This is a genomic window from Methylobacterium sp. Gmos1, from assembly GCF_053764715.1.
In genome coordinates this window covers 489,021-507,216 of record NZ_JBSNCC010000001.1, presented here as the reverse complement: position 1 = coordinate 507,216, position 18,196 = coordinate 489,021, and the positions used below count along the sequence as shown (strand labels likewise).

Below are 18,196 nucleotides of genomic sequence, written 5' to 3'. Positions count from 1 at the left end.
CGTCTCCAGAAGTGATTTACCAGGCCAGGCACGCCGCGCCGGCGGCGACGGCGAGGCACGAGCCGATCCGGCGCGGGCTCAAGGTCTCCCCGAGGAAGACCCGGCCGATGAGCGCGGCGTAGACCACGCTGGTCTCGCGCAGGGCCGAGACCATACCCATCGCGTCGGACTGCATCGCCCAGATGACGATGCCGTAGGCCAGGATCGACACGATCCCGCCGCCGAGCGCCATCGCCGTCTGCCCGGCGGTGTAGGCGGGAGGCTGTCCGCGCATCGCCAGGTAGAGGGGCGGCATGGTCAGGCTCCAGAGCAGGAACATGCTCGCCGCGTAGGACAGGCTGTTTCCCGACAGGCGCACCCCGATCCCGTCGACGACGGTGTAGGCCCCGATGAGCAGGCCGGTGACGAAGGCGGCCGGAAGGAAGTCGGCGCGCAGCCGCCCGCCCTGGAGCGCGAGGGACAGGATGCCGCCGGAAACGAGCGCGATCCCCAGAATGGCGACGGGCGTCAGGGATTCGTGCGCGAACACGGCCGCCCCCAGCGCGACGAGCACGGGCGAGGAGCCGCGGGAGATCGGGTAGGTCTGCCCGAGGTCGCCGGAGCGGTAGGTCCGCACGAGCGACAGGTTGTAGCCGGTATGGATGGCCGCCGAGGCGACGAGGTAGGGCCAGCTCGCGGCCTCCGGCCAGGGCAGGACCGCCATCGCGACCGCCGAGGTGCAGGCGACGGCGATCATCATCAGGGTCATCGACCAGAGCCGGTCGCTGCCGCCGCGCAGGACCGCGTTCCAGCCGGCATGCAGGATCGCCGCGCAGACGACGCCGGCAAGGACGATCGGGGTCATGCGGGACGGCCTCGGGGCAGGGTCGATGCCCGATTCAGGGTTCGGCTCTCGGGGGTCATGCAGGTGAGGATGCCCCTCTCGTCGCGCCCCGACAAACGCCTTATGGTGGCCTTCGCGTGAGGAAAACTGACACGTGCATCGCCGCCTGCCGCCCCTCAACGCCCTGAAAGCCTTCGAGGCGACCGGCCGCCACGCGAGCTTCACCCTGGCGGCGGAGGAGCTGCGGGTGACTCACGGTGCGGTCAGCCGGCACGTGCAGGCGCTCGAAGCCTGGCTCGGCGTGAAGCTGTTCGAGCGCCACAATCGGCGCGTGGTGCTGACGGAGGCCGGGCGGAGCTACCTCGCGGAGATCGGCGGCGCCCTCGACCGCGTCGCGCTCGCCACCGCGCGCCAGGTGGAGCGTGGCCAGGCGCGGGTGCTCCACGTGAACGCCCTGGCGACCTTCACCCTGCGCTGGCTGATCCCGCGGCTGCACGCCTTCCAGCGCGCCCACCCGGCGATCGAGGTCCGGCTGACGACCTCGAACGTGCCGCTCGCCGAGCTGGCCGGGCCTTACGACGTCGCGATCCGCGGCGGTCCCGACATGCGGCCGGGCCATGTCGCGCGAGAATTCCTCGCCGAAGAGCGCATCCCGGTCTGCAGCCCGGCCCTGCTGGAGCGCCTGCCGCTCCGGGAGCCGCCGCAGCTCGCGCGCCACACGCTCCTGCACGCGGCGACCCTGCCGGATGTCTGGCCGCAATGGCTGGCGGCGGCGGGGGTGCCGGATCTGGCGCCCCAGGCCTCGATCACGCTGGAGCACTTCTACCAGACGCTGCAGGCGGCGCTCGACGGCCTGGGCGTGGCGATAGGCCCGACGCGGCTCGTCGCCGACGACGTCGCGGCGGGCCGGTTGACGCTGCCCTTCGCCGGGCCCGCACTGCCGGCGCGCAGCTACTACGCCTACGTCCCGGCGGCCCGCCGCGACGATCCCGCCGTGCGCGCCTTCTGCGACTGGCTGCCGACGGCCGCCTGACCGCCCGCGCGATGCGGGCTGCGATTTCTCAGGCCTGGAAGGCGATCGCTTCCTGCGCGGCGGCGGACTCGTTCAGGCCGGGCCGCGGCAGGCGCACGAGCACGATCGTGCCGGTGCCCTCCTCGGAGCGGATGCGCAGGCCCCCGCCGTGGAGCTCGGCGAGCGAGCGGGCGATGGCGAGCCCGAGGCCGGAGCCCTTGTAGCTGCGGGCGAAGTTGGTCTCGACCTGCTCGAAGGGATAGCCGAGCTTCGGCAGGGCCGCCTTCGGGATGCCGATGCCGCTGTCCTCGACGAAGATGTGCACCGAATCGATCGCGCGCCGCGTGCGCACCGCGACGCGGCCGGCCTCGGGGGTGAACTTCACGGCGTTCTGCAAGAGGTTGACCAGGATCTGGTGCAGGGCGCGCTCGTCGGCCATCACCAGGGTGTCGGCGCTCATCTCGACGCTGATGGTGAGGCCCTTCGACCGGGCCGGCTCGGCGATCAGCTTCAGGGCGCGCTCCAGGGCCTCGCTCACGGCGACCGGCTGCTTGGCGAGCTTCACCCGGCGGGCGTCGATCCGCGACATGTCGAGGATGTCGTCGATCACCGACAGCAGGTAGTGGCCGCTCGAGCGGATGTCGCGGCAGTACTCGCGGTACTTCTCGGAGCCGAGCGAGCCGAACACCTCGCTCTCCATCACCTCCGCGAAGCCCAGGATGGCGTTGAGCGGCGTGCGCAGCTCGTGGCTCATGTTGGCCAGGAACTCGGACTTCGAGCGGTTGGCGCTCTCGGCCTGGGCCTTCTGGTCGAGGTAGCGCTCGGCGAGGTCGGCGAGCTGCTGGGTCTGGATCTCGAGGGTGCGGCGCGAGCGCTTGAGGTCCGCGATGGTGGCGATGAGCTGGCGTTCCGATTCCACGAGCCGCTCCTGGTGCCGTTTCAGGGCCGTGATGTCGGTGCCGACCGAGACGTAGCCGCCGTCCTTGGTGCGGCGCTCGCTGATCTGCAGCCAGCGCCCGTCGGCGAGCTCGGCCTCGAAGGTGCGGGCTCCCGCTTCCGGGAACTCGCCGGCGGGGATCTCGCGCCGCACGGTCGGCAGGGCGGCGCGCCCCATGATGGCGTCGTAGCGCCGGCCCGGCTGCGCCTCGTCGGAGGTCAGCGCGTGCAGGCGCCGGAACTTCGAGTTGCACAGGACCAGGCGGTTCTGCGCGTCCCACAGCACGAAGGCCTCGGACACCGCCTCGACGGCGTCGCGCAGGCGCATGTCGGCGGTGGCGGTCGATTCGGCGAGCCGGCGCTGCTCCGAGATGTCGATGACGATGCCGACGAGGTGCCGGCCATTGTCCTCCAGGTCCTGCACGATCTCGGCCCGGGCCTTGAGCCAGACCCACTCGCCGCCAGCGGCGCGGATGCGGAACTCGTGGTCGACGGTGGTGTCGCGGGCGGCCAGTTGGCGGGCGAGGCCATACAGGTCGGTATCGTCGGGGTGGACGAGGCCGTTGACGTCGCCGAAGGAGAGGAATTCCTGCTCCCGGACGTAGCCGAGGAGCTGGTACATCGAATCCGACCAGTAGATCCGCCCGCGCGGGATGTCCCAGTCCCACAGGCCGCAGCGGCCCCGTCCCAGGGCCGTGTCGAGGCGCTGGCGCACCTGCTCGCAGACTCGGTCGACCGCCCGCGCCCGATCGGCCTGGAGGGCGTAGGCGAGGCCGGTGCAGACCACCACCAGGGTCACCGCGCCGACCAGCACCGCGGCGATGCGCGCCCGCCCGGCCCAGGGGGCGGTGACCGAATCGAGGGTCTGCACCACCGCGACCTGAGCGATCCCGGCCCCGCCCGGCACCGCCCGCACCGTCGCCAGCGCCCGCTCGCCGCCGCCGAGCACCACCGGCAGCACGCCGGCGCGCTCGCCCATGATGCCGAGCACCTGCACCTCGCCGACGAACTCGCCGAAATTGCGCGGTAGGCCGGGCTGCTCGGGCAGGGCGGCGAGGATCGCGTCGTCGGGGCCGATCAGCAGCACGCTGCGGCCGGCCGGCAGGCCGCCGGGCGGCAGGAGGCGCATCAGGCGCTCGCGCAAGACAGCTGGCGCCATCGCCTCCGTCGTCCCGGAGGTGCGGGCGAGGGCGGCCGGCAGCGTGCCGGCCGCCAGGCGGGCGACGAGGTCGATGTCGCGCCTCGCGTCGGCGACGACTTCCTCGCGGTGGCCGGAGAGCTGGAGGGCGGTGACGGTGCCGAGGCACAGGAGGAAGGCCGCCAGCATCGCCGGGACGGCGAACCGCAGCCAGGATTCCGCGTGGGCGAGGCGCTGGTGCGCGGCCTTCGACGCCCGGCTGATGCCGAGGATCGTCGCGGCACGCGCAGAGAAGGGGGCGGGATCCGCCTCCAGCATACCCAAACCCCCAACGGAACAGAAAGACAGATGCCGCGGAGGTTCCCGGCTGGCCCCCGAATCGAGCCTCAATCTGGCATTTCCACAAGCATTTTGTCCAGCGTCTCGCGCCGTGGAAATGAAGTGTTAACCAGTGATACGGGCGCTCGCGTGGCCTGTACGCCACGTGATTCCCTCAGCAGTCACAACGGGTTGTGAACTATTTTGCAGCCGCGAGCGATCGGCCGGCGATGTCGCTGACGTCGGGAGAGAGGCCCGGCGCCCCGGCCACCCGCCGCAGGGCGGCCTCGGCCCTCTGGCGGCGCCCGCCCTCGACCATACGCCAAGTATTGAAAGCAGTTAGCAGCCGCGCCGCGACTTGCGGATTTTTCTGGTCGAGGGCCAGAACCACCTCGGCGGTCAAGTCGTAGCCGGCCCCGTCCGGGCGGTGGAACTGGGTCGGATTGTTGAGGCTGAAGCTCGCGATCAGCGAGCGGACCCGGTTCGGGTTGCCGAGCGAGAAGGCCGGATGCGCCATCAGCCGGCGGACCCGGTCGAGCGTGCCGGCCTCCGGAATCATCGCCTGGAGGGCGAACCACTTGTCGAGCACCAGGGGCTCGTGGCGATAGGTGTCGCCGAAGCGGGCGAGCGCCGCCTCCCGGGCCTCGCCCGGCACCAGGCTCACGGTCGCGAGGGCCGCGAGGCGGTCGGTCATGGTCGTGGCGGCGTCGAGCTGGGCCAGCGCGAGGGCGGTGCCGGCCTGCGGCGCGGCGGCGGCGACGAGGTCGAGGGCGGCGTTGCGCAGGGCCCGGCGGCCGGCGCTGGCGGCGTCGGGGCTGAACGGCGCGCCCGGATTCTCGGCGAGCGCGTCGCGCAGGGCCAGGAGACGGGGCCCGAGATCGCGGCCGAGCTGCAACCGCAGGGTCTGGCGCGCGCGCCAGATCGCGTCGGGATCGACCTCGGAGGCGAGGGTCTGCGCCACCTCCTGCTCGCCGGGCAGGGTCAGGACCAGGGCCGCGAAGGCGGGATCGGCCAGGGCCTCGCCGTCGAGGAAGGTCGCGAGCGCAGCCGTGAGGCTCGCCCCCTCCGGCCCGGCCTCGTCGGACAGGGGCGCGCCGGCCCGCGCCCGGGCGACCAGAACCTCCATGGCGAGGCTCTGGGCCGCCTGCCAGCGGTTGAAGGCGTCGGAATCGTGGGCGAGCAGCGCCAGCCGCTCGTCCCGGGTCAGCGCGTGATCGACCTTCACCGGGGCCGAGAAGCCGCGAAACAGCGACGGCACCGGCGCCGCCGCGACGTTCGTGAAGACGAGGCTGTCCTGCGCGCTCTCCAGCACGAACACGCCGTCGCGCACCCGCTCGGACGCGGCGTCCACCGCGCCGCCCTGCGGCGCGACGAGGCCGAGCGCCACCGGGATCACCAGGGGACGCGGCACGGCGCCGGCCGCGGCCTCGGTCGCGACCACCGGCAGGCTCTGGCGGAAGGCGAGGGTGTAGGTTTGCGCAGCTTCATCGTAGGTGCCCGACACCGCGACGGTCGGCGTGCCGGCCTGCTCGTACCAGCGGGAGAAGGCGGCGAGGTCCCGCCCGCTCTCGGCCACGAAGGCGGCGAGGAAGTCCTCGACCGTGGCCGCCGTGCCGTCGCAGGTGGTGAAGTAGCGGTCCATGCCGCGCCGGAAGGTGTCGGGGCCGAGCAGGGTGCGCAGCATCCGGACGATCTCGGCGCCCTTCTCGTAGACCGTCGCGGTGTAGAAGTTGTTGATCTCGCGATAGGCCTTCGGCCGCACCGGGTGGGCGAGGGGACCGGCATCCTCGGGGAACTGGCGGGCGCGGAGCGTCCTCACCTCGGCGATGCGGTGGACCGGGCGCGAGCGCTCGTCGGAGGAGAATTCCTGGTCGCGAAAGACCGTCAGCCCTTCCTTGAGGCAGAGCTGGAACCAGTCGCGGCAGGTCACCCGGTTGCCGGACCAGTTGTGGAAGTACTCGTGCGCGATGATCGCCTCGATGTTGGCGTAGTCCGCGTCGGTCGCGGTGTCGGGGCTCGCCAGCACGTACTTGTCGTTGAAGATGTTGAGGCCCTTGTTCTCCATCGCGCCCATGTTGAAGTCGGAGACCGCGACGACGTTGAAGACGTCGAGGTCGTAGGCGCGGCCGAAGGTGCGCTCGTCCCAGGCCATCGAGCGGGCGACCGCGTCGAGGGCGAAGCCGGCGCGGTCCTCCTTGCCGGGCTCGACGTAGACGGCGATCTCGACGTCGCGCCCCTCCATGGTGACGAAGCGCGAGCCGACGCGGCCCAGGCGGCCGCCGACGAGGGCGAACAGGTAGGCGGGCTTCGGGTGCGGATCGTGCCAGACCGCGAAGTGGCGGCTCAGGCCAACCTCGCCCTTGGCGACCGGGTTGCCGTTGCCGAGGAGCACGGGAGACTCGTACCGATCGGCCTCGATCCGGGTGGTGTAGACCGCCATCACGTCGGGCCGGTCGAGGAAGTAGGTGATGCGCCGGAAGCCGTCGGCCTCGCACTGGGTGCAGTAGACGCCGTTCGAGCGGTAGAGCCCCATCAGCTTGGTGTTGGCGCTCGGGTTCACCTGCGTCTCGATCTCGAGCACGAAGGGGCGCTGCGGCGGCTGGTGCAGGGTGAGGGTGCGGGGCGTGACCTCGATCGCGCCCGGGCCCGTCGGCTGCCCGTCCAGCGCGATGGCGAGCAGCGTCAGCTCGTCGCCGTCGAGGACGAGGGCTGCGCCGGGCTCGCCGGCGGGGTTGGGGCGCAAGGCCAGGGTCGCGGTGATCCGGGTCTCGGTCGGATGCAGGCGCACGTCGAGGTCGACGCGGTCGATCAGGTAGTCGCTCGGGCGGTAATCGGCGAGGCGAACGATCGACTGCATGGCGGGGTCCTCGGCGGTCTCGCGGGCGGCGGAGGGATCAAGCCTTTGCACCGGCGCCGGCCGCAGCGCAACGCGGGATCGGCTACTCCCCGCCGGCGGAGGGGCGCCCTAGCTACGACGCCGGATCCGGCGCCCGGCATGGGCGCCCCGACAGCCGAGGATGGAGCGCCATGGAATACCTGCACACGATGGTCCGCGTCGCCGACCTGGACAAGGCGCTCGACTTCTACTGCAACAAGTTCGGCCTCCAGGAGGTGCGCCGCACCGAGAGCGAGAAGGGCCGCTTCACCCTGGTGTTCCTGGCGGCCCCCGGCGACGCCGCGCGAGCCAAGGACACCAAGTCGCCGCTGCTCGAACTCACCTACAACTGGGATCCTGAGGAGTATACCGGCGGGCGCAACTTCGGCCACCTGGCCTATCAGGTCGACGACATCTACGCGACCTGCCAGAAGCTCCACGATGCCGGCGTGACCATCAACCGTCCGCCGCGGGACGGCCACATGGCCTTCGTGCGCTCGCCCGACGGCATCTCGATCGAGATCCTCCAGAAGGGCGGCGCCAAGCCGCCGCAGGAGCCCTGGGCCTCGATGCAGAATACCGGCAGCTGGTAGAATGCCGGCGGGCGGGCCGGATGCGGCCCGCCCGCGCGAAAATTCAGGCCTCGGCCGCCGGGGTGAGGCCGAGCTCGGCGAGCTTGGCATGGATCGCCGTGACCGGGCGCTTGAGCTTCAGGCTCATCACCGAGGCCGAGACGCCCTCGCGCGCCATGGCCTTGAGCTGCTGCACGGTCTCGAGCGTCCAGCCCGCCTCGATGTTCTCGCTCATCAGGGTCGCCTCCGTTCTCGCGGCCGCGTCGCGGCGGCCTTGGGACGGGCAGGTAGGGAGCGTCGGTGGCGCGGCAACCCGGCCTGCCGGCTTGACGCGGCCGGCCGGGCGTCGCACATCGGCGCCGTCAGCCGGCCGGGCGGCCGCTCCGGTTCCGTCAGCGGGTCTTCCCGCCTGCGGGATCGGGGAGGAAAGTCCGGGCTCCATGAAGAGACGGTGCCGGATAACGTCCGGCGGGGGCGACCCCAGGGACAGTGCCACAGAGAGCAGACCACCGCGCCGCGGATCCTTATAGGATCCGTCGCGGCCAGGGTGAAAGGGTGCGGTAAGAGCGCACCGCGGACGCGGCAACGCGGACGGCACGGCAAACCCCACCGGGAGCAAAACCGAATAGGGGCGGCACGCGCGGGCAATCGCGCACGGCCTTCTTCAGGCCCGTCGCCCGGGTTGGTTGCTCGAGGCGGCCGGCAACGGCCGTCCCAGAGGAATGGCCGCCACGTTCGGGGGATCCTCGCGGATCTCCCGGGCCATACAGAACCCGGCTTACAGGCCGGCTGATACCCGATCTTCGAAAATCCGGCCCGCGTCCGCCGCAGCTGAAGCCCGGCGGGCGCGAGGCATCGCCGAGGTAGAGCCCGCGCCCGTGGGCAAACAGGTACGCTCGCCTCGACTTTTCGACGGGACGCGCGAGCATCACAAGCCTTCGTTAACCTTGCTGGTCTCTGATTGCCGCGGGGCGGGTGCTGCCCGCCGCGTGTGCCCTCGCGTTGACGACCCCAGAGGCCCATGATACCCCGAGCCACCCCGTCCACGGCGATTCCAGCATCGGCGGCCGCACCCCGCGTCAGCGGGCGTGAGGGTCGCGCGCCGGTGTCGGGCGTGGGCAAAGCGGCGCCCCGGCGCCGATCCCGGCCGGCTTCGGCCCGGCTCGCGCGGAACCCGGAGCACCATGGATCGTCACGCCTCAAGGCGCGCCCGGCGCGCGGGATCGCCCGTCGGCCCGTCCGCATCGGGGTGCCGGTCGTGAGCGGGGCCGCCCCCCACATCCCGGTCCTCCTGGACGAGGTCCTGGCCGCCCTGCGCCTCGGCTCGGGGCCGGCCCGAATCATCGACGGCACCTTCGGCGCCGGCGGCTACACCCGGGCGATCCTGGCGGCCGACCCTGAGAACCGCGTGCTCGCCATCGACCGCGACCCGACGGCGATCGCCGCCGGCCAGGCGCTCGTCGGCGAGCAGGCCGGGCGCCTGACCCTGGTGCAGGGCCGCTTCGGCGACCTCGACGCACTCGCGCGCGAGCACGGCTTTGCAGAGGCCGACGGCGTCGTGCTCGATATCGGCGTGTCGTCGATGCAGCTCGACCAGGCCGAGCGCGGCTTCTCGTTCCGGTTCGACGGCCCCCTCGACATGCGCATGGAGCGGGCGGGCGAGAGCGCCGCCGACCTCGTCAACGAGGCCTCCGAGGCGGCGCTCGCCGACGTGATTTACCATTACGGCGAGGAGCGCCGGGCCCGCGCAGTCGCCCGCGCGCTGATCGAGGCGCGCCGGCGCGGCCGCATCGAGACCACGGCGGCCCTCGCCGAGATCGTCGCCGGCGTGGTGCGGGCCGAGCCCGGCAGCGGCATCCATCCGGCGACCCGGACCTTCCAGGCCCTGCGCATCGCGGTCAACGACGAGCTCGGCGAGCTGCAGCGGGCGCTCCACGCCGCCGAGCGCACCTTGAGGCCGGGCGGGCGCCTCGCGGTGGTGACGTTCCACTCGCTGGAGGACCGCATCGTGAAGCAGTTCTTCTCCGCCCGCAGCGGCCGGGCGGTCGCGGCCTCGCGCCACCTGCCGATGGCCTCGCAGCCCGCGCCCCGCAGCTTCACGCTGTCGACCAAGGGCCCGGTCGCGGCGGGCGAGGCCGAGTGTAGGGCCAATCCCCGCGCCCGCTCGGCCAAGCTGCGCGCCGGCGAGCGCACCGACGCAGCCCCGCCGCCGCCGCTCACCGCGCTCGAAGCCCTGGCCTCCCTGCCCGAGACCCAGACCCGGGGAGGGCGCCGGTGATCCGCCTCCTGCACCTCGCGGCGATCGCCGGGCTGATCGCCTCGGCCATCTACGCCTACTCGATCAAGTACGACACGCTCTACCAGGCCGAGCAGGTCGCCAAGCTGAAGACCCGCCTGCGCAAGGAGCGCGACGCGATCGCGGTCCTGCGCGCCGAGTGGCAGCTGCTGACCCGGCCCGACCGGTTGCAGGGCGCGGTCGACAAGTACCTGAGTCTGGAGCCGATCGGCACCGCCCACCTCGCGCGGATGGCCGACCTGCCGGCCAAGGTCGACCGCGGCGACGAGATCGCCCGCAAGCTCGAGGCGCTCGGCCTCGGCGCGACCGCGACGCCCGCCGCCAAGGAGCGCGCGCCCTCCACCACCGCCGCCCGCAGCGAGGAGCCCCGCACTACCGGCTCCACGTCAACTCCCACTCCCACCCGCACCGTCACGCCGACGGCCAAGAGGTAGGCGCCGTGAACCAGGATCAGGACTCCCAGGCTCACGACCCCCGGATGACCGACGCCGATCCGGCGCCCGCTGCCGTCGAGGAGCCCGTCGCGCCGCCGGCACCCCGGCGCAGCCTCGCGCAGATGCTGCGCGGCGGCGTCCTGGCGATGTTCCGCCTCTCGGTGGAGCGCAGCGCCGCCCGCGTCGGCCTCGTCGGCCTCGTCTTCGGCGCGGTGTTCCTCGCCCTGATGGGCCGGCTCGCCAGCTTCGCGCTCATGCCGGACGATCCGGGCACGGCCTCGGCCCGGCGGGCCGAGGCCGGCGGCACCACCCAGGTGCGGCCCGACATCATCGACCGCAACGGCGAGATCCTCGCCACCGACATCCGCACCGTCTCGGTCTTCGCCGAGCCGAAGAACATCTACGACAAGGACGAGGCGGTGGAACTCCTCACCGCCGTCCTGCCGGAGATCAACGCCCGCGACCTTCGCGAGAAACTGTCGTCGAAGAAGGGCTTCGTCTGGGTCAAGCGCGAGATCACCCCGCGCCAGCAGGCCGAGGTGCACCGCCTCGGCATTCCGGGCGTCGGCTTCCTGTCCGACCACAAGCGGGTCTACCCGAACGGCACCGCGGCGGCCCACATCCTCGGCGTGACCAATCTCGACAATGTCGGCATCGCCGGCATGGAGAAGTACATCGACCGCCAGGGTCTGCGCGATCTGAACAGCCTCGGCTTCGTCGAGAAGTCGGCCGACATGGCACCGGTCCAGCTCTCGATCGACCTGCGCGCCCAGCACGCGGTGCGCGACGAGCTGGCCTGGGGCATGGAGCATTACCGCGCCAAGGCGGCCGCCGGCCTGATCCTCGACGTGACCACCGGCGAGGTGATCGCGCTCGCCTCCCTGCCGGACTTCGACCCGAACGAGCCGAAGGACGCGCTCGATCCCGACCGGATCAACCGGATGAACGTCGGCGTCTACGAGATGGGCTCGACCTTCAAGGCGATGACGCTGGCAATGGCGCTCGATTCCGGCAAGTTCAACGTCAACTCGACCTTCGACACCCGCGGCGGCGTGCTGCACTGGGGCCGGCAGAAGATCCACGAGTATCACGGCACCAACCGGGTCATCACGATGCCGGAGGTGTTCACGCACTCCTCCAACATCGGCTCGGCCAAGATGGCGCTCGGCATCGGCGTGCCCGGCCACAAGGCCTTCCTGAAGAAGATGGGCCTGCTCGACCGCCTGCGCACCGAATTGCCGGAGAGCGCCGAGCCCATCATCCCGCCGCGCTGGACCGAAATCAACACCATCACCATCGCGTTCGGCCACGGCCTCGCTGTGGCGCCGCTCCAGGCTTCCGCCGCGGTGGCGGCGATCGCGAACGGCGGCTTCCTGATGACGCCGACCTTCCTCAAGCGCAGCGAGGCCGAGGCGCGCGAGAAGGCGACGCAGGTGCTCTCGCCCCAGACCAGCGAGGCGATGCGCTACATCATGCGCCTCAACGCCACCGAGGGCTCGGCCAAGAAGGCGGCGATTCCGTACTACTACGTCGGCGGCAAGACCGGCACCGCCGAGAAGGTGATCCGCGGCCGTTACGTCAAGAACCGGCTGTTCACGACCTTCATGGCCGCCGCCCCGATGGACAAGCCGAAATACCTGTTCGTCACCATCATGGACGAACCGCAGGCGGTGGCGGCGGAATCCGGCTCCTACGCCACAGCCGCCTGGAACTCCGGCGTCGTCACCGGCCGGGTGATCGCCCGCGTCGCCCCGATCCTCGGCCTGCCACCGCAATTCGACCCGCCGGTGAAGCCGTTCCCGCTGATGGTCAAGCTCGGCGCCTACCACGTCAACATGCTGGACGGACGATGAGCCTCACCCTCGGCGACCTGTTCCCTGAGGCCGGCCATGGTACCGGCCAAGCCGCGGGCCTCCCCGTCACCGGCCTCACCGCCGACAGCCGCAAGGTCGAGCCCGGCTTCGTGTTCCTGGCGGTACCCGGCACCGCCGCCGACGGCCGGCTCTTCGCCGCGAAGGCGGCGGCGGCCGGCGCGGCGGCGATGGTGGCGCAAGGCCCGCGCCCGGCCGACCTGCCGGAGGCCGTGGCCTATATCGAGGTCGCGGATGCCCGCGTCGCGCTCGCGGCTGCCGCCGCCCGCCTGCATCCGGGCCAGCCCGGTACGGTCGTCGCCGTCACCGGCACCAGCGGCAAGAGCTCGGTGGCGGATTTCGTGCGCCAGATCTTCGGCCGGCTCGGCCGCGAGGCCGCGAGCCTCGGCACGCTCGGCGTCATCACGACGAGCGGCGCCGCCTACGGCTCGCTCACGACCCCCGACCCGATCACGCTGCACAAGACCCTCGACCGGCTCGCGCATGACGGCGTGACGGAACTCGCCATGGAGGCGTCCTCCCACGGGATCGAGCAGAGCCGTCTCGACGGGGTGCGCCTCGCCGCCGCCGGCTTCACCAATCTCGGCCACGACCATCTCGACTATCACGGCACGCCGGAGGCCTACCTCCAGGCGAAGCTCCGTCTGTTCACGACCCTGCTGCCAGACGGCGGCACGGCGGTGGTCAATGCCGACGGCCCGCAGAGCGGGGCGGTGATCGCCGCCGTGCAGGAACGCGGCCTGCGGCTCGTCACCACCGGCCGGGCGGGGGAGGGGATCCGCCTGGTCTCGGCCCGCACCGAGGGCTTCGCGCAGCGCCTCGAGATCGCGGTCGGGGCCGCGACCCATACCGTCGACCTCCCCCTCGTCGGGGCGTTCCAGGTCGAGAACGCGCTCCTCGCCGCCGGCCTCGTGCTCGCGACCCCGGCCGGGGCCGGGCGCGAATCCGAGGTGATCGCGGCGCTCGGGGAACTTGCCGGCGTGCCGGGGCGGCTGGAGCGGGTCGGCACGGTGCGCGACGCGCTCTGCGTCGTCGACTACGCCCACAAGCCCGACGCGCTCGCGAACGTCCTCGACGCCCTGCGCGCCTTCACCACCGGGCGCCTCGTCTGCGTCGTCGGCTGCGGCGGCGACCGCGACCGCGCCAAGCGCCCGCTGATGGGCCGCATCGCCGCCGACAAGGCCGACCGGGTCATCGTCACGGACGACAATCCGCGCAGCGAGGACCCCGCCACGATCCGCGCGGCGATCCTGGCGGCGGCGCCCGGCGCCGAGGAGATCGGCGACCGCGCCGAGGCGATCCGGGCGGCGGTGCGCGACCTTCGCGCCGGCGACGTTCTGGTCGTTGCCGGCAAAGGTCATGAAACCGGCCAGATCATCGGCGACCGCACGCTCCCCTTCTCCGACCGCGACGCGGTCCTGAGCGCGATCGAGGAGTCCCGCGCATGACCGAGCCCCTCTGGACCCTGACCGAGGCCGCCGCCGCCATGGGCGGCCGCGTCGTCGCCGATGCCGACGCGCCGCAGGCCCTGTCCGGGATCTCCATCGACACCCGCACCCTGAAGGTCGGGGACCTGTTCTTCGCCATCCGCGGCGAGGCCCGCGACGGCCACGACTTCGTGCGCGACGCCCTCGCCCGGGGTGCCGGCGCCGCGGTGGTGGCCGCGGAGCGCGCGGCCGACCTCTCGGATGCCGGCCCGCTGATCGCCGTGCCGGCGCGGGACGAGGACGGGGTTCTGGCCGCGATGCGCGGCCTCGCCGTGGCGTCGCGCGCCCGCACCGGCGCGCGGGTGCTGGCCGTCACCGGCTCGGTCGGCAAGACCGGCACCAAGGAGGCCCTGCGCCACGTGCTCGCCGCGCAAGGCGCCACCCACGCCTCGGTCGCCTCCTACAACAATCACTGGGGCGTGCCCCTGACCTTGAGCCGGATGCCGGCTTCGAGCGAGTTCGCGGTGTTCGAGGTCGGCATGAACCATGCCGGCGAGATCGCGCCGCTCACCCGCCTGGTGCGGCCCGAGATCGCGATCGTCACCACGGTCGAGCCGGTCCATATTGAGCATTTCCGCTCGCTGTCGGGCATCGCCGATGCCAAGGGCGAGATCTTCTACGGCCTGGAGCCCGGCGGCGTCGCGATCATCAACCGCGACAACCCGAATTTCGAGCGGCTGAAGGCGCACGCGCTGGCCTCCCGCGCCGGCCGGGTGGTGAGCTTCGGCGAGCACCGCGAGGCCGACGTGCGGGCCGAGCGCATCGTGATGCGCCCCGACCTCTCGATCGTCGACGTGCGGGCGATGGGGGTGCCCGTCACCTACCAGCTCGGCACGCCGGGCCGGCACACGGCGCTGAACTCGCTCGCGGTCATCGCCGCCGTGCAGGCGCTCGGCGCCGACCTCGCGCTCGCCGCGCTCTCGCTGGCGCAGCTGCGCCCGCCGGCCGGCCGCGGCGCCCGCCACGTCCTCAGCATCGGCGACGGCGAGGCGCTGCTCGTCGACGAGAGCTACAACGCCAATCCGGCTTCGGTGCGGGCGGCGCTCAGCACGCTCGCCGGGGTCGAGACGTCCGGCCGGCGCATCGCGGTCCTCGGCGACATGATGGAATTAGGCGCGGACGCCCCCCGCCTGCATCGCGAGCTGGCCGAGGCCGTCGAGGAGCACGGCGTCGACCTCGTCTTCACCGCAGGCCCGCTGATGCAGGAGCTGTTCGAGGCTCTGCCGAGCGCACGCCGCGCCGGCGCCCGCGCCTCCTCGGCCGAACTCGTCGATCCGGTGCTCGCGGCTCTGCGGCCCGGCGACGCGGTGATGGTCAAGGGCTCGAACAGCACCCGCATGGGCCGGATCGTCGAGGCGCTCAAGGCCCGCTACGGCGCTCCCGTCGACCAGGATCTCGCAGTCGGCCGGTCCGGCTGAGCCAACCTTCAGGATTCTGTCGCAGCGTTGCGGGCATAAGCCCGACGTTGCCGCTCGCCCACGATCGGATACCTCTCGGGATGCTCTATCTCCTCTCCGACCTGAGCGGCGTGTTCTCGCCGCTCAACGTCTTTCGCTACATCACCTTCCGGACCGGCGGCGCGCTGTTCACGGCGGGCTTCTTCGTGTTCTGGTTCGGCCCATGGATCATCTCGCTCCTGCGCCTGCGCCAGGGCAAGGGCCAGCCGATCCGCGAAGACGGCCCGCAATCGCACCTGCTGACCAAGCGCGGCACGCCGACGATGGGCGGGCTGATGATCCTCGCCGGCGTGATGGTGGCGGTGCTGCTCTGGGCCAACCCGCGCAACCACTACGTCTGGATCGTCATGATGGTGACGCTGGGCTTCGGCGCGATCGGCTTCTACGACGACTACCTCAAGGTCACGAAGCAGAGCCACAAGGGCTTTTCCGGCAAGTTCCGCCTCGCACTCGAAGCCCTGATCGCGATCGCGGCCTGCGTCGCGGTGGCGGAATATTCCGCCCCCGGCCTGGCCTACCGGCTCGCCTTCCCGGTCTTCAAGGACGCGATCATCAATCTCGGGCTGTTCTACGTCGCCTTCGCGGGCTTCGTGATCGTCGGTGCGGGCAACGCGGTCAACATCACCGACGGCCTCGATGGGCTCGCCATCGTGCCGGTGATGATCGCCGCAGCGACCTTCGGGATCATCGCCTACCTCGTCGGCAACGTGATCTACGCCTCCTACCTCCAGGTGAACTACGTCCCGGGCACCGGCGAACTGGCGGTGGTCTGCGGCGCGCTGATCGGGGCGGGCCTCGGCTTCCTGTGGTTCAACGCGCCGCCGGCCCAGATCTTCATGGGCGATACCGGCTCGCTGGCGCTCGGCGGGCTGCTGGGCACCGTCGCGGTGGCGACGAAGCACGAGATCGTGCTCGGCATCGTCGGCGGCCTGTTCGTGCTGGAGATCCTGTCCGTCATCATCCAGGTCGCCTCGTTCAAGCTCACCGGCAAGCGCGTCTTCCGCATGGCGCCGATCCACCACCACTTCGAGCAGAAGGGGTGGAAGGAGCCGCAGGTGGTGATCCGGTTCTGGATCATCGCGGTGGTGCTGGCGCTGCTGGGACTGGCGACCTTGAAGCTGCGGTAGAATCTGTTCTCCGCGACGTGCTTCACGGACCGCCTGTTGCAATCCTCGTCCAGGCTTGAAAGTAAGGTGCATCCCTTTCCCATGCGGGGTCGTGGATTCACATGTCGGGTCGCGCGCGTCTCCTCTCCCCGCGGGCGGGGAGAGGGCTGTGCCCACGTTCAGGGGGCGCAGCGAGGCGGCAGCCGAAGGTGAGGGGGAGGTGCCGGATGTGGCTCCTCCGGAAACACCCCCTCACCCTCGCCCTTCGGGCTTGCTGCATCTCCTGAACGGAGACGCAGCCCTCTCCCCGCCCGCGGGGAGAGGAGAGCCCCGCGCCTCTTCCAGCGATGTGTGGATGCGTGAGTTCATACGGGGAAGGGATCGCGCCATTCCTGACGTATCCGGCGGACACCGCATGACACCCTCCACCACCTTCGCCGGCCGGACGGTCGCCCTGTTCGGGCTCGGCGGCTCGGGCCTCGCGACCGCGCTCAGCCTCAAGGCCGGCGGCGCCCGGGTGATCGCCTGCGACGACAACCCGGCGCGGATGGAGGCAGCGCGCGAGCAGGGCATCGAGACCGGCGACCTGCGGCAGGCGGAGTGGAGCGCCTTCGCGGTGCTGGTCCTCGCCCCCGGCGTGCCGCTCACCCATCCGGCGCCGCACTGGACGGTGGAACTCGCCAAGGCCGCCGGCGTGCCGGTGATCGGCGATATCGAGCTGTTCTGCCGCGAGCGGGCGGCGACGAGCCCCGACGCGCCGTTCGTCGCCATCACCGGCACCAACGGCAAGTCGACCACCACGGCGCTGATCGCCCACGTCCTGGCGCAGGCAGGGCGCGACGTGCAGATGGGCGGCAATATCGGCACGGCGATCCTGTCGCTGGCGCCGCCCTCGGCCCATCGCGTCCACGTGATCGAGCTGTCCTCGTTCCAGATCGACCTGACCCCGTCGCTGGCGCCCACGATCGGCGTTCTCCTCAACCTCACGCCCGACCACCTCGACCGCCACGGCGACATGGCGCACTACGCCGCTATCAAGGAGCGGCTGGTGACCGGCGCCGCCCACGCGATCGTCGGGGTCGACGACGAGTTCTGCCGGGCGATCGCCGAGCGCCGTGCGGGTCCGCTGACCCGCGTCCATGTCGGCGAGGCAGGGGAGGGACCCGGCATCCTCGCCCGCAACGGGGTCGTCATCGACGGCCGCCGCGAGCCGGCCGAGCCGGTGGCGGACCTCTCCGGCATCGGGTCGTTGCGCGGCGCCCATAACTGGCAGAACGCCGCCATCGCCTACGCGGTGGCGAGCGAGCTCGGCGTCGCGCCGGACGAGTTCGCTGCGGCGCTCGCGACCTTCCCGGGCCTGCCGCACCGGATGGAGGAGGTCGGACGGCGCGGATCCGAGCTGTTCATCAACGATTCGAAGGCCACCAACGCCGACTCGACCGAGAAGGCGCTCTCGGCCTTCCAGCGCGTGCACTGGATCCTCGGCGGCAAGCCGAAGGAGGGCGGGATCGCGAGCCTCGCGCCGTACTTCCCGCGCGTCGCCCACGCCTACCTGATCGGCGCCGCGACCGAGGCGTTCGCCGCCACCCTCGACGGGCAGGTGCCGTTCAGCCGCTGCGGCACGCTCGATGCCGCCGTCGCAGCCGCCGCCGCCGCGGCGGAGCGGGACGACGGGCCCGAGCCGGTGGTGCTGCTCTCGCCGGCCTGCGCCTCCTACGACCAGTTCCGCAGCTTCGAGGATCGCGGCGACCAGTTCCGCGCCCTCGTGCGAGCCCTGCCAGGCCTGCGACCCCCCGGCGCCTGACGCGCGTTTCGCGAATCGGCAAATCGGCGTATGCCCCTTCGCCGGCTCACTCCGAGCGCTTCCGCAA

13 protein-coding genes and 1 other RNA gene are annotated in these 18,196 nt (G+C 71.8%); 10 read left to right on the top strand and 4 right to left on the bottom strand.

Going from position 1 to position 18,196, the window contains the following annotated elements; genetic code table 11:
* Positions 1 to 16: 16 nt before the first annotated feature.
* Positions 17 to 844, bottom strand: coding sequence for an EamA family transporter (locus ACS5PV_RS02285; protein WP_455393746.1), 828 nt, complete (start codon positions 842 to 844; stop codon positions 17 to 19).
* 133 nt (positions 845 to 977) lie between these two features.
* Between ACS5PV_RS02285 and gcvA the strand changes: the two genes are divergently transcribed.
* Positions 978 to 1,856: a transcriptional regulator GcvA gene (gene gcvA / locus ACS5PV_RS02280; RefSeq protein WP_455393745.1), complete on the top strand. Its 879-nt coding sequence runs from the start codon at positions 978 to 980 to the stop codon at positions 1,854 to 1,856.
* A 28-nt stretch (positions 1,857 to 1,884) separates the two neighbouring features.
* Here the strand turns inward: gcvA and ACS5PV_RS02275 are convergent, their stop codons facing one another.
* The gene (locus tag ACS5PV_RS02275; RefSeq protein ID WP_455393744.1) at positions 1,885 to 4,227 is read right to left on the bottom strand and encodes a PAS domain-containing sensor histidine kinase; all 2,343 of its coding nucleotides are present in this window, start codon (positions 4,225 to 4,227) and stop codon (positions 1,885 to 1,887) included.
* Between the two features lie 199 nt (positions 4,228 to 4,426).
* Positions 4,427 to 7,084 (bottom strand): aminopeptidase N, encoded by a 2,658-nt coding sequence (pepN, locus tag ACS5PV_RS02270; RefSeq protein WP_455393743.1) that lies wholly within the window; start codon positions 7,082 to 7,084, stop codon positions 4,427 to 4,429.
* Between the two features lie 170 nt (positions 7,085 to 7,254).
* Here pepN and ACS5PV_RS02265 point away from each other — a divergent pair, with 170 nt between their 5' ends.
* Entirely contained in the window at positions 7,255 to 7,695 is a 441-nt protein-coding gene (locus ACS5PV_RS02265) for a VOC family protein (protein ID WP_455393742.1), read from the top strand.
* 43 nt (positions 7,696 to 7,738) lie between these two features.
* On the opposite strand, the gene ACS5PV_RS02260 is transcribed toward ACS5PV_RS02265, so the two are convergent.
* Positions 7,739 to 7,909 carry a hypothetical protein gene (locus ACS5PV_RS02260; protein ID WP_164712196.1) on the bottom strand — a complete coding sequence of 57 codons (171 nt, stop codon included), beginning with the start codon at positions 7,907 to 7,909 and terminating at the stop codon, positions 7,739 to 7,741.
* Positions 7,910 to 8,036: 127 nt separating this feature from the next.
* Here ACS5PV_RS02260 and rnpB point away from each other — a divergent pair.
* From rnpB to murD, 8 genes are all read left to right on the top strand, one after another.
* Positions 8,037 to 8,471: RNase P RNA component class A (gene rnpB / locus ACS5PV_RS02255), an RNA gene on the top strand.
* A gap of 461 nt (positions 8,472 to 8,932) precedes the next feature.
* Positions 8,933 to 9,952, top strand: coding sequence for a 16S rRNA (cytosine(1402)-N(4))-methyltransferase RsmH (gene rsmH, locus ACS5PV_RS02250; RefSeq protein ID WP_455393741.1), 1,020 nt, complete (start codon positions 8,933 to 8,935; stop codon positions 9,950 to 9,952).
* Positions 9,949 to 10,404: a cell division protein FtsL gene (gene ftsL / locus ACS5PV_RS02245; protein WP_455393740.1), complete on the top strand. Its 456-nt coding sequence runs from the start codon at positions 9,949 to 9,951 to the stop codon at positions 10,402 to 10,404. The genes rsmH and ftsL overlap by 4 nt, the downstream gene beginning before the upstream one ends.
* A 44-nt stretch (positions 10,405 to 10,448) precedes the next feature.
* Positions 10,449 to 12,257, top strand: a complete 1,809-nt coding sequence (locus ACS5PV_RS02240; RefSeq protein ID WP_455393739.1) for a peptidoglycan D,D-transpeptidase FtsI family protein — start codon at positions 10,449 to 10,451, stop codon at positions 12,255 to 12,257.
* Entirely contained in the window at positions 12,254 to 13,723 is a 1,470-nt protein-coding gene (locus ACS5PV_RS02235) for a UDP-N-acetylmuramoyl-L-alanyl-D-glutamate--2,6-diaminopimelate ligase (protein WP_455393738.1), read from the top strand. The genes ACS5PV_RS02240 and ACS5PV_RS02235 overlap by 4 nt, the downstream gene beginning before the upstream one ends.
* Positions 13,720 to 15,180, top strand: coding sequence for a UDP-N-acetylmuramoylalanyl-D-glutamyl-2,6-diaminopimelate--D-alanyl-D-alanine ligase (locus ACS5PV_RS02230; RefSeq protein ID WP_455393737.1), 1,461 nt, complete (start codon positions 13,720 to 13,722; stop codon positions 15,178 to 15,180). The genes ACS5PV_RS02235 and ACS5PV_RS02230 overlap by 4 nt, the downstream gene beginning before the upstream one ends.
* A gap of 80 nt (positions 15,181 to 15,260) precedes the next feature.
* Entirely contained in the window at positions 15,261 to 16,346 is a 1,086-nt protein-coding gene (gene mraY / locus ACS5PV_RS02225) for a phospho-N-acetylmuramoyl-pentapeptide-transferase (RefSeq protein WP_455393736.1), read from the top strand.
* A 394-nt stretch (positions 16,347 to 16,740) separates the two neighbouring features.
* Entirely contained in the window at positions 16,741 to 18,129 is a 1,389-nt protein-coding gene (gene murD, locus ACS5PV_RS02220) for a UDP-N-acetylmuramoyl-L-alanine--D-glutamate ligase (protein WP_455393735.1), read from the top strand.
* Positions 18,130 to 18,196 lie beyond the last annotated feature (67 nt).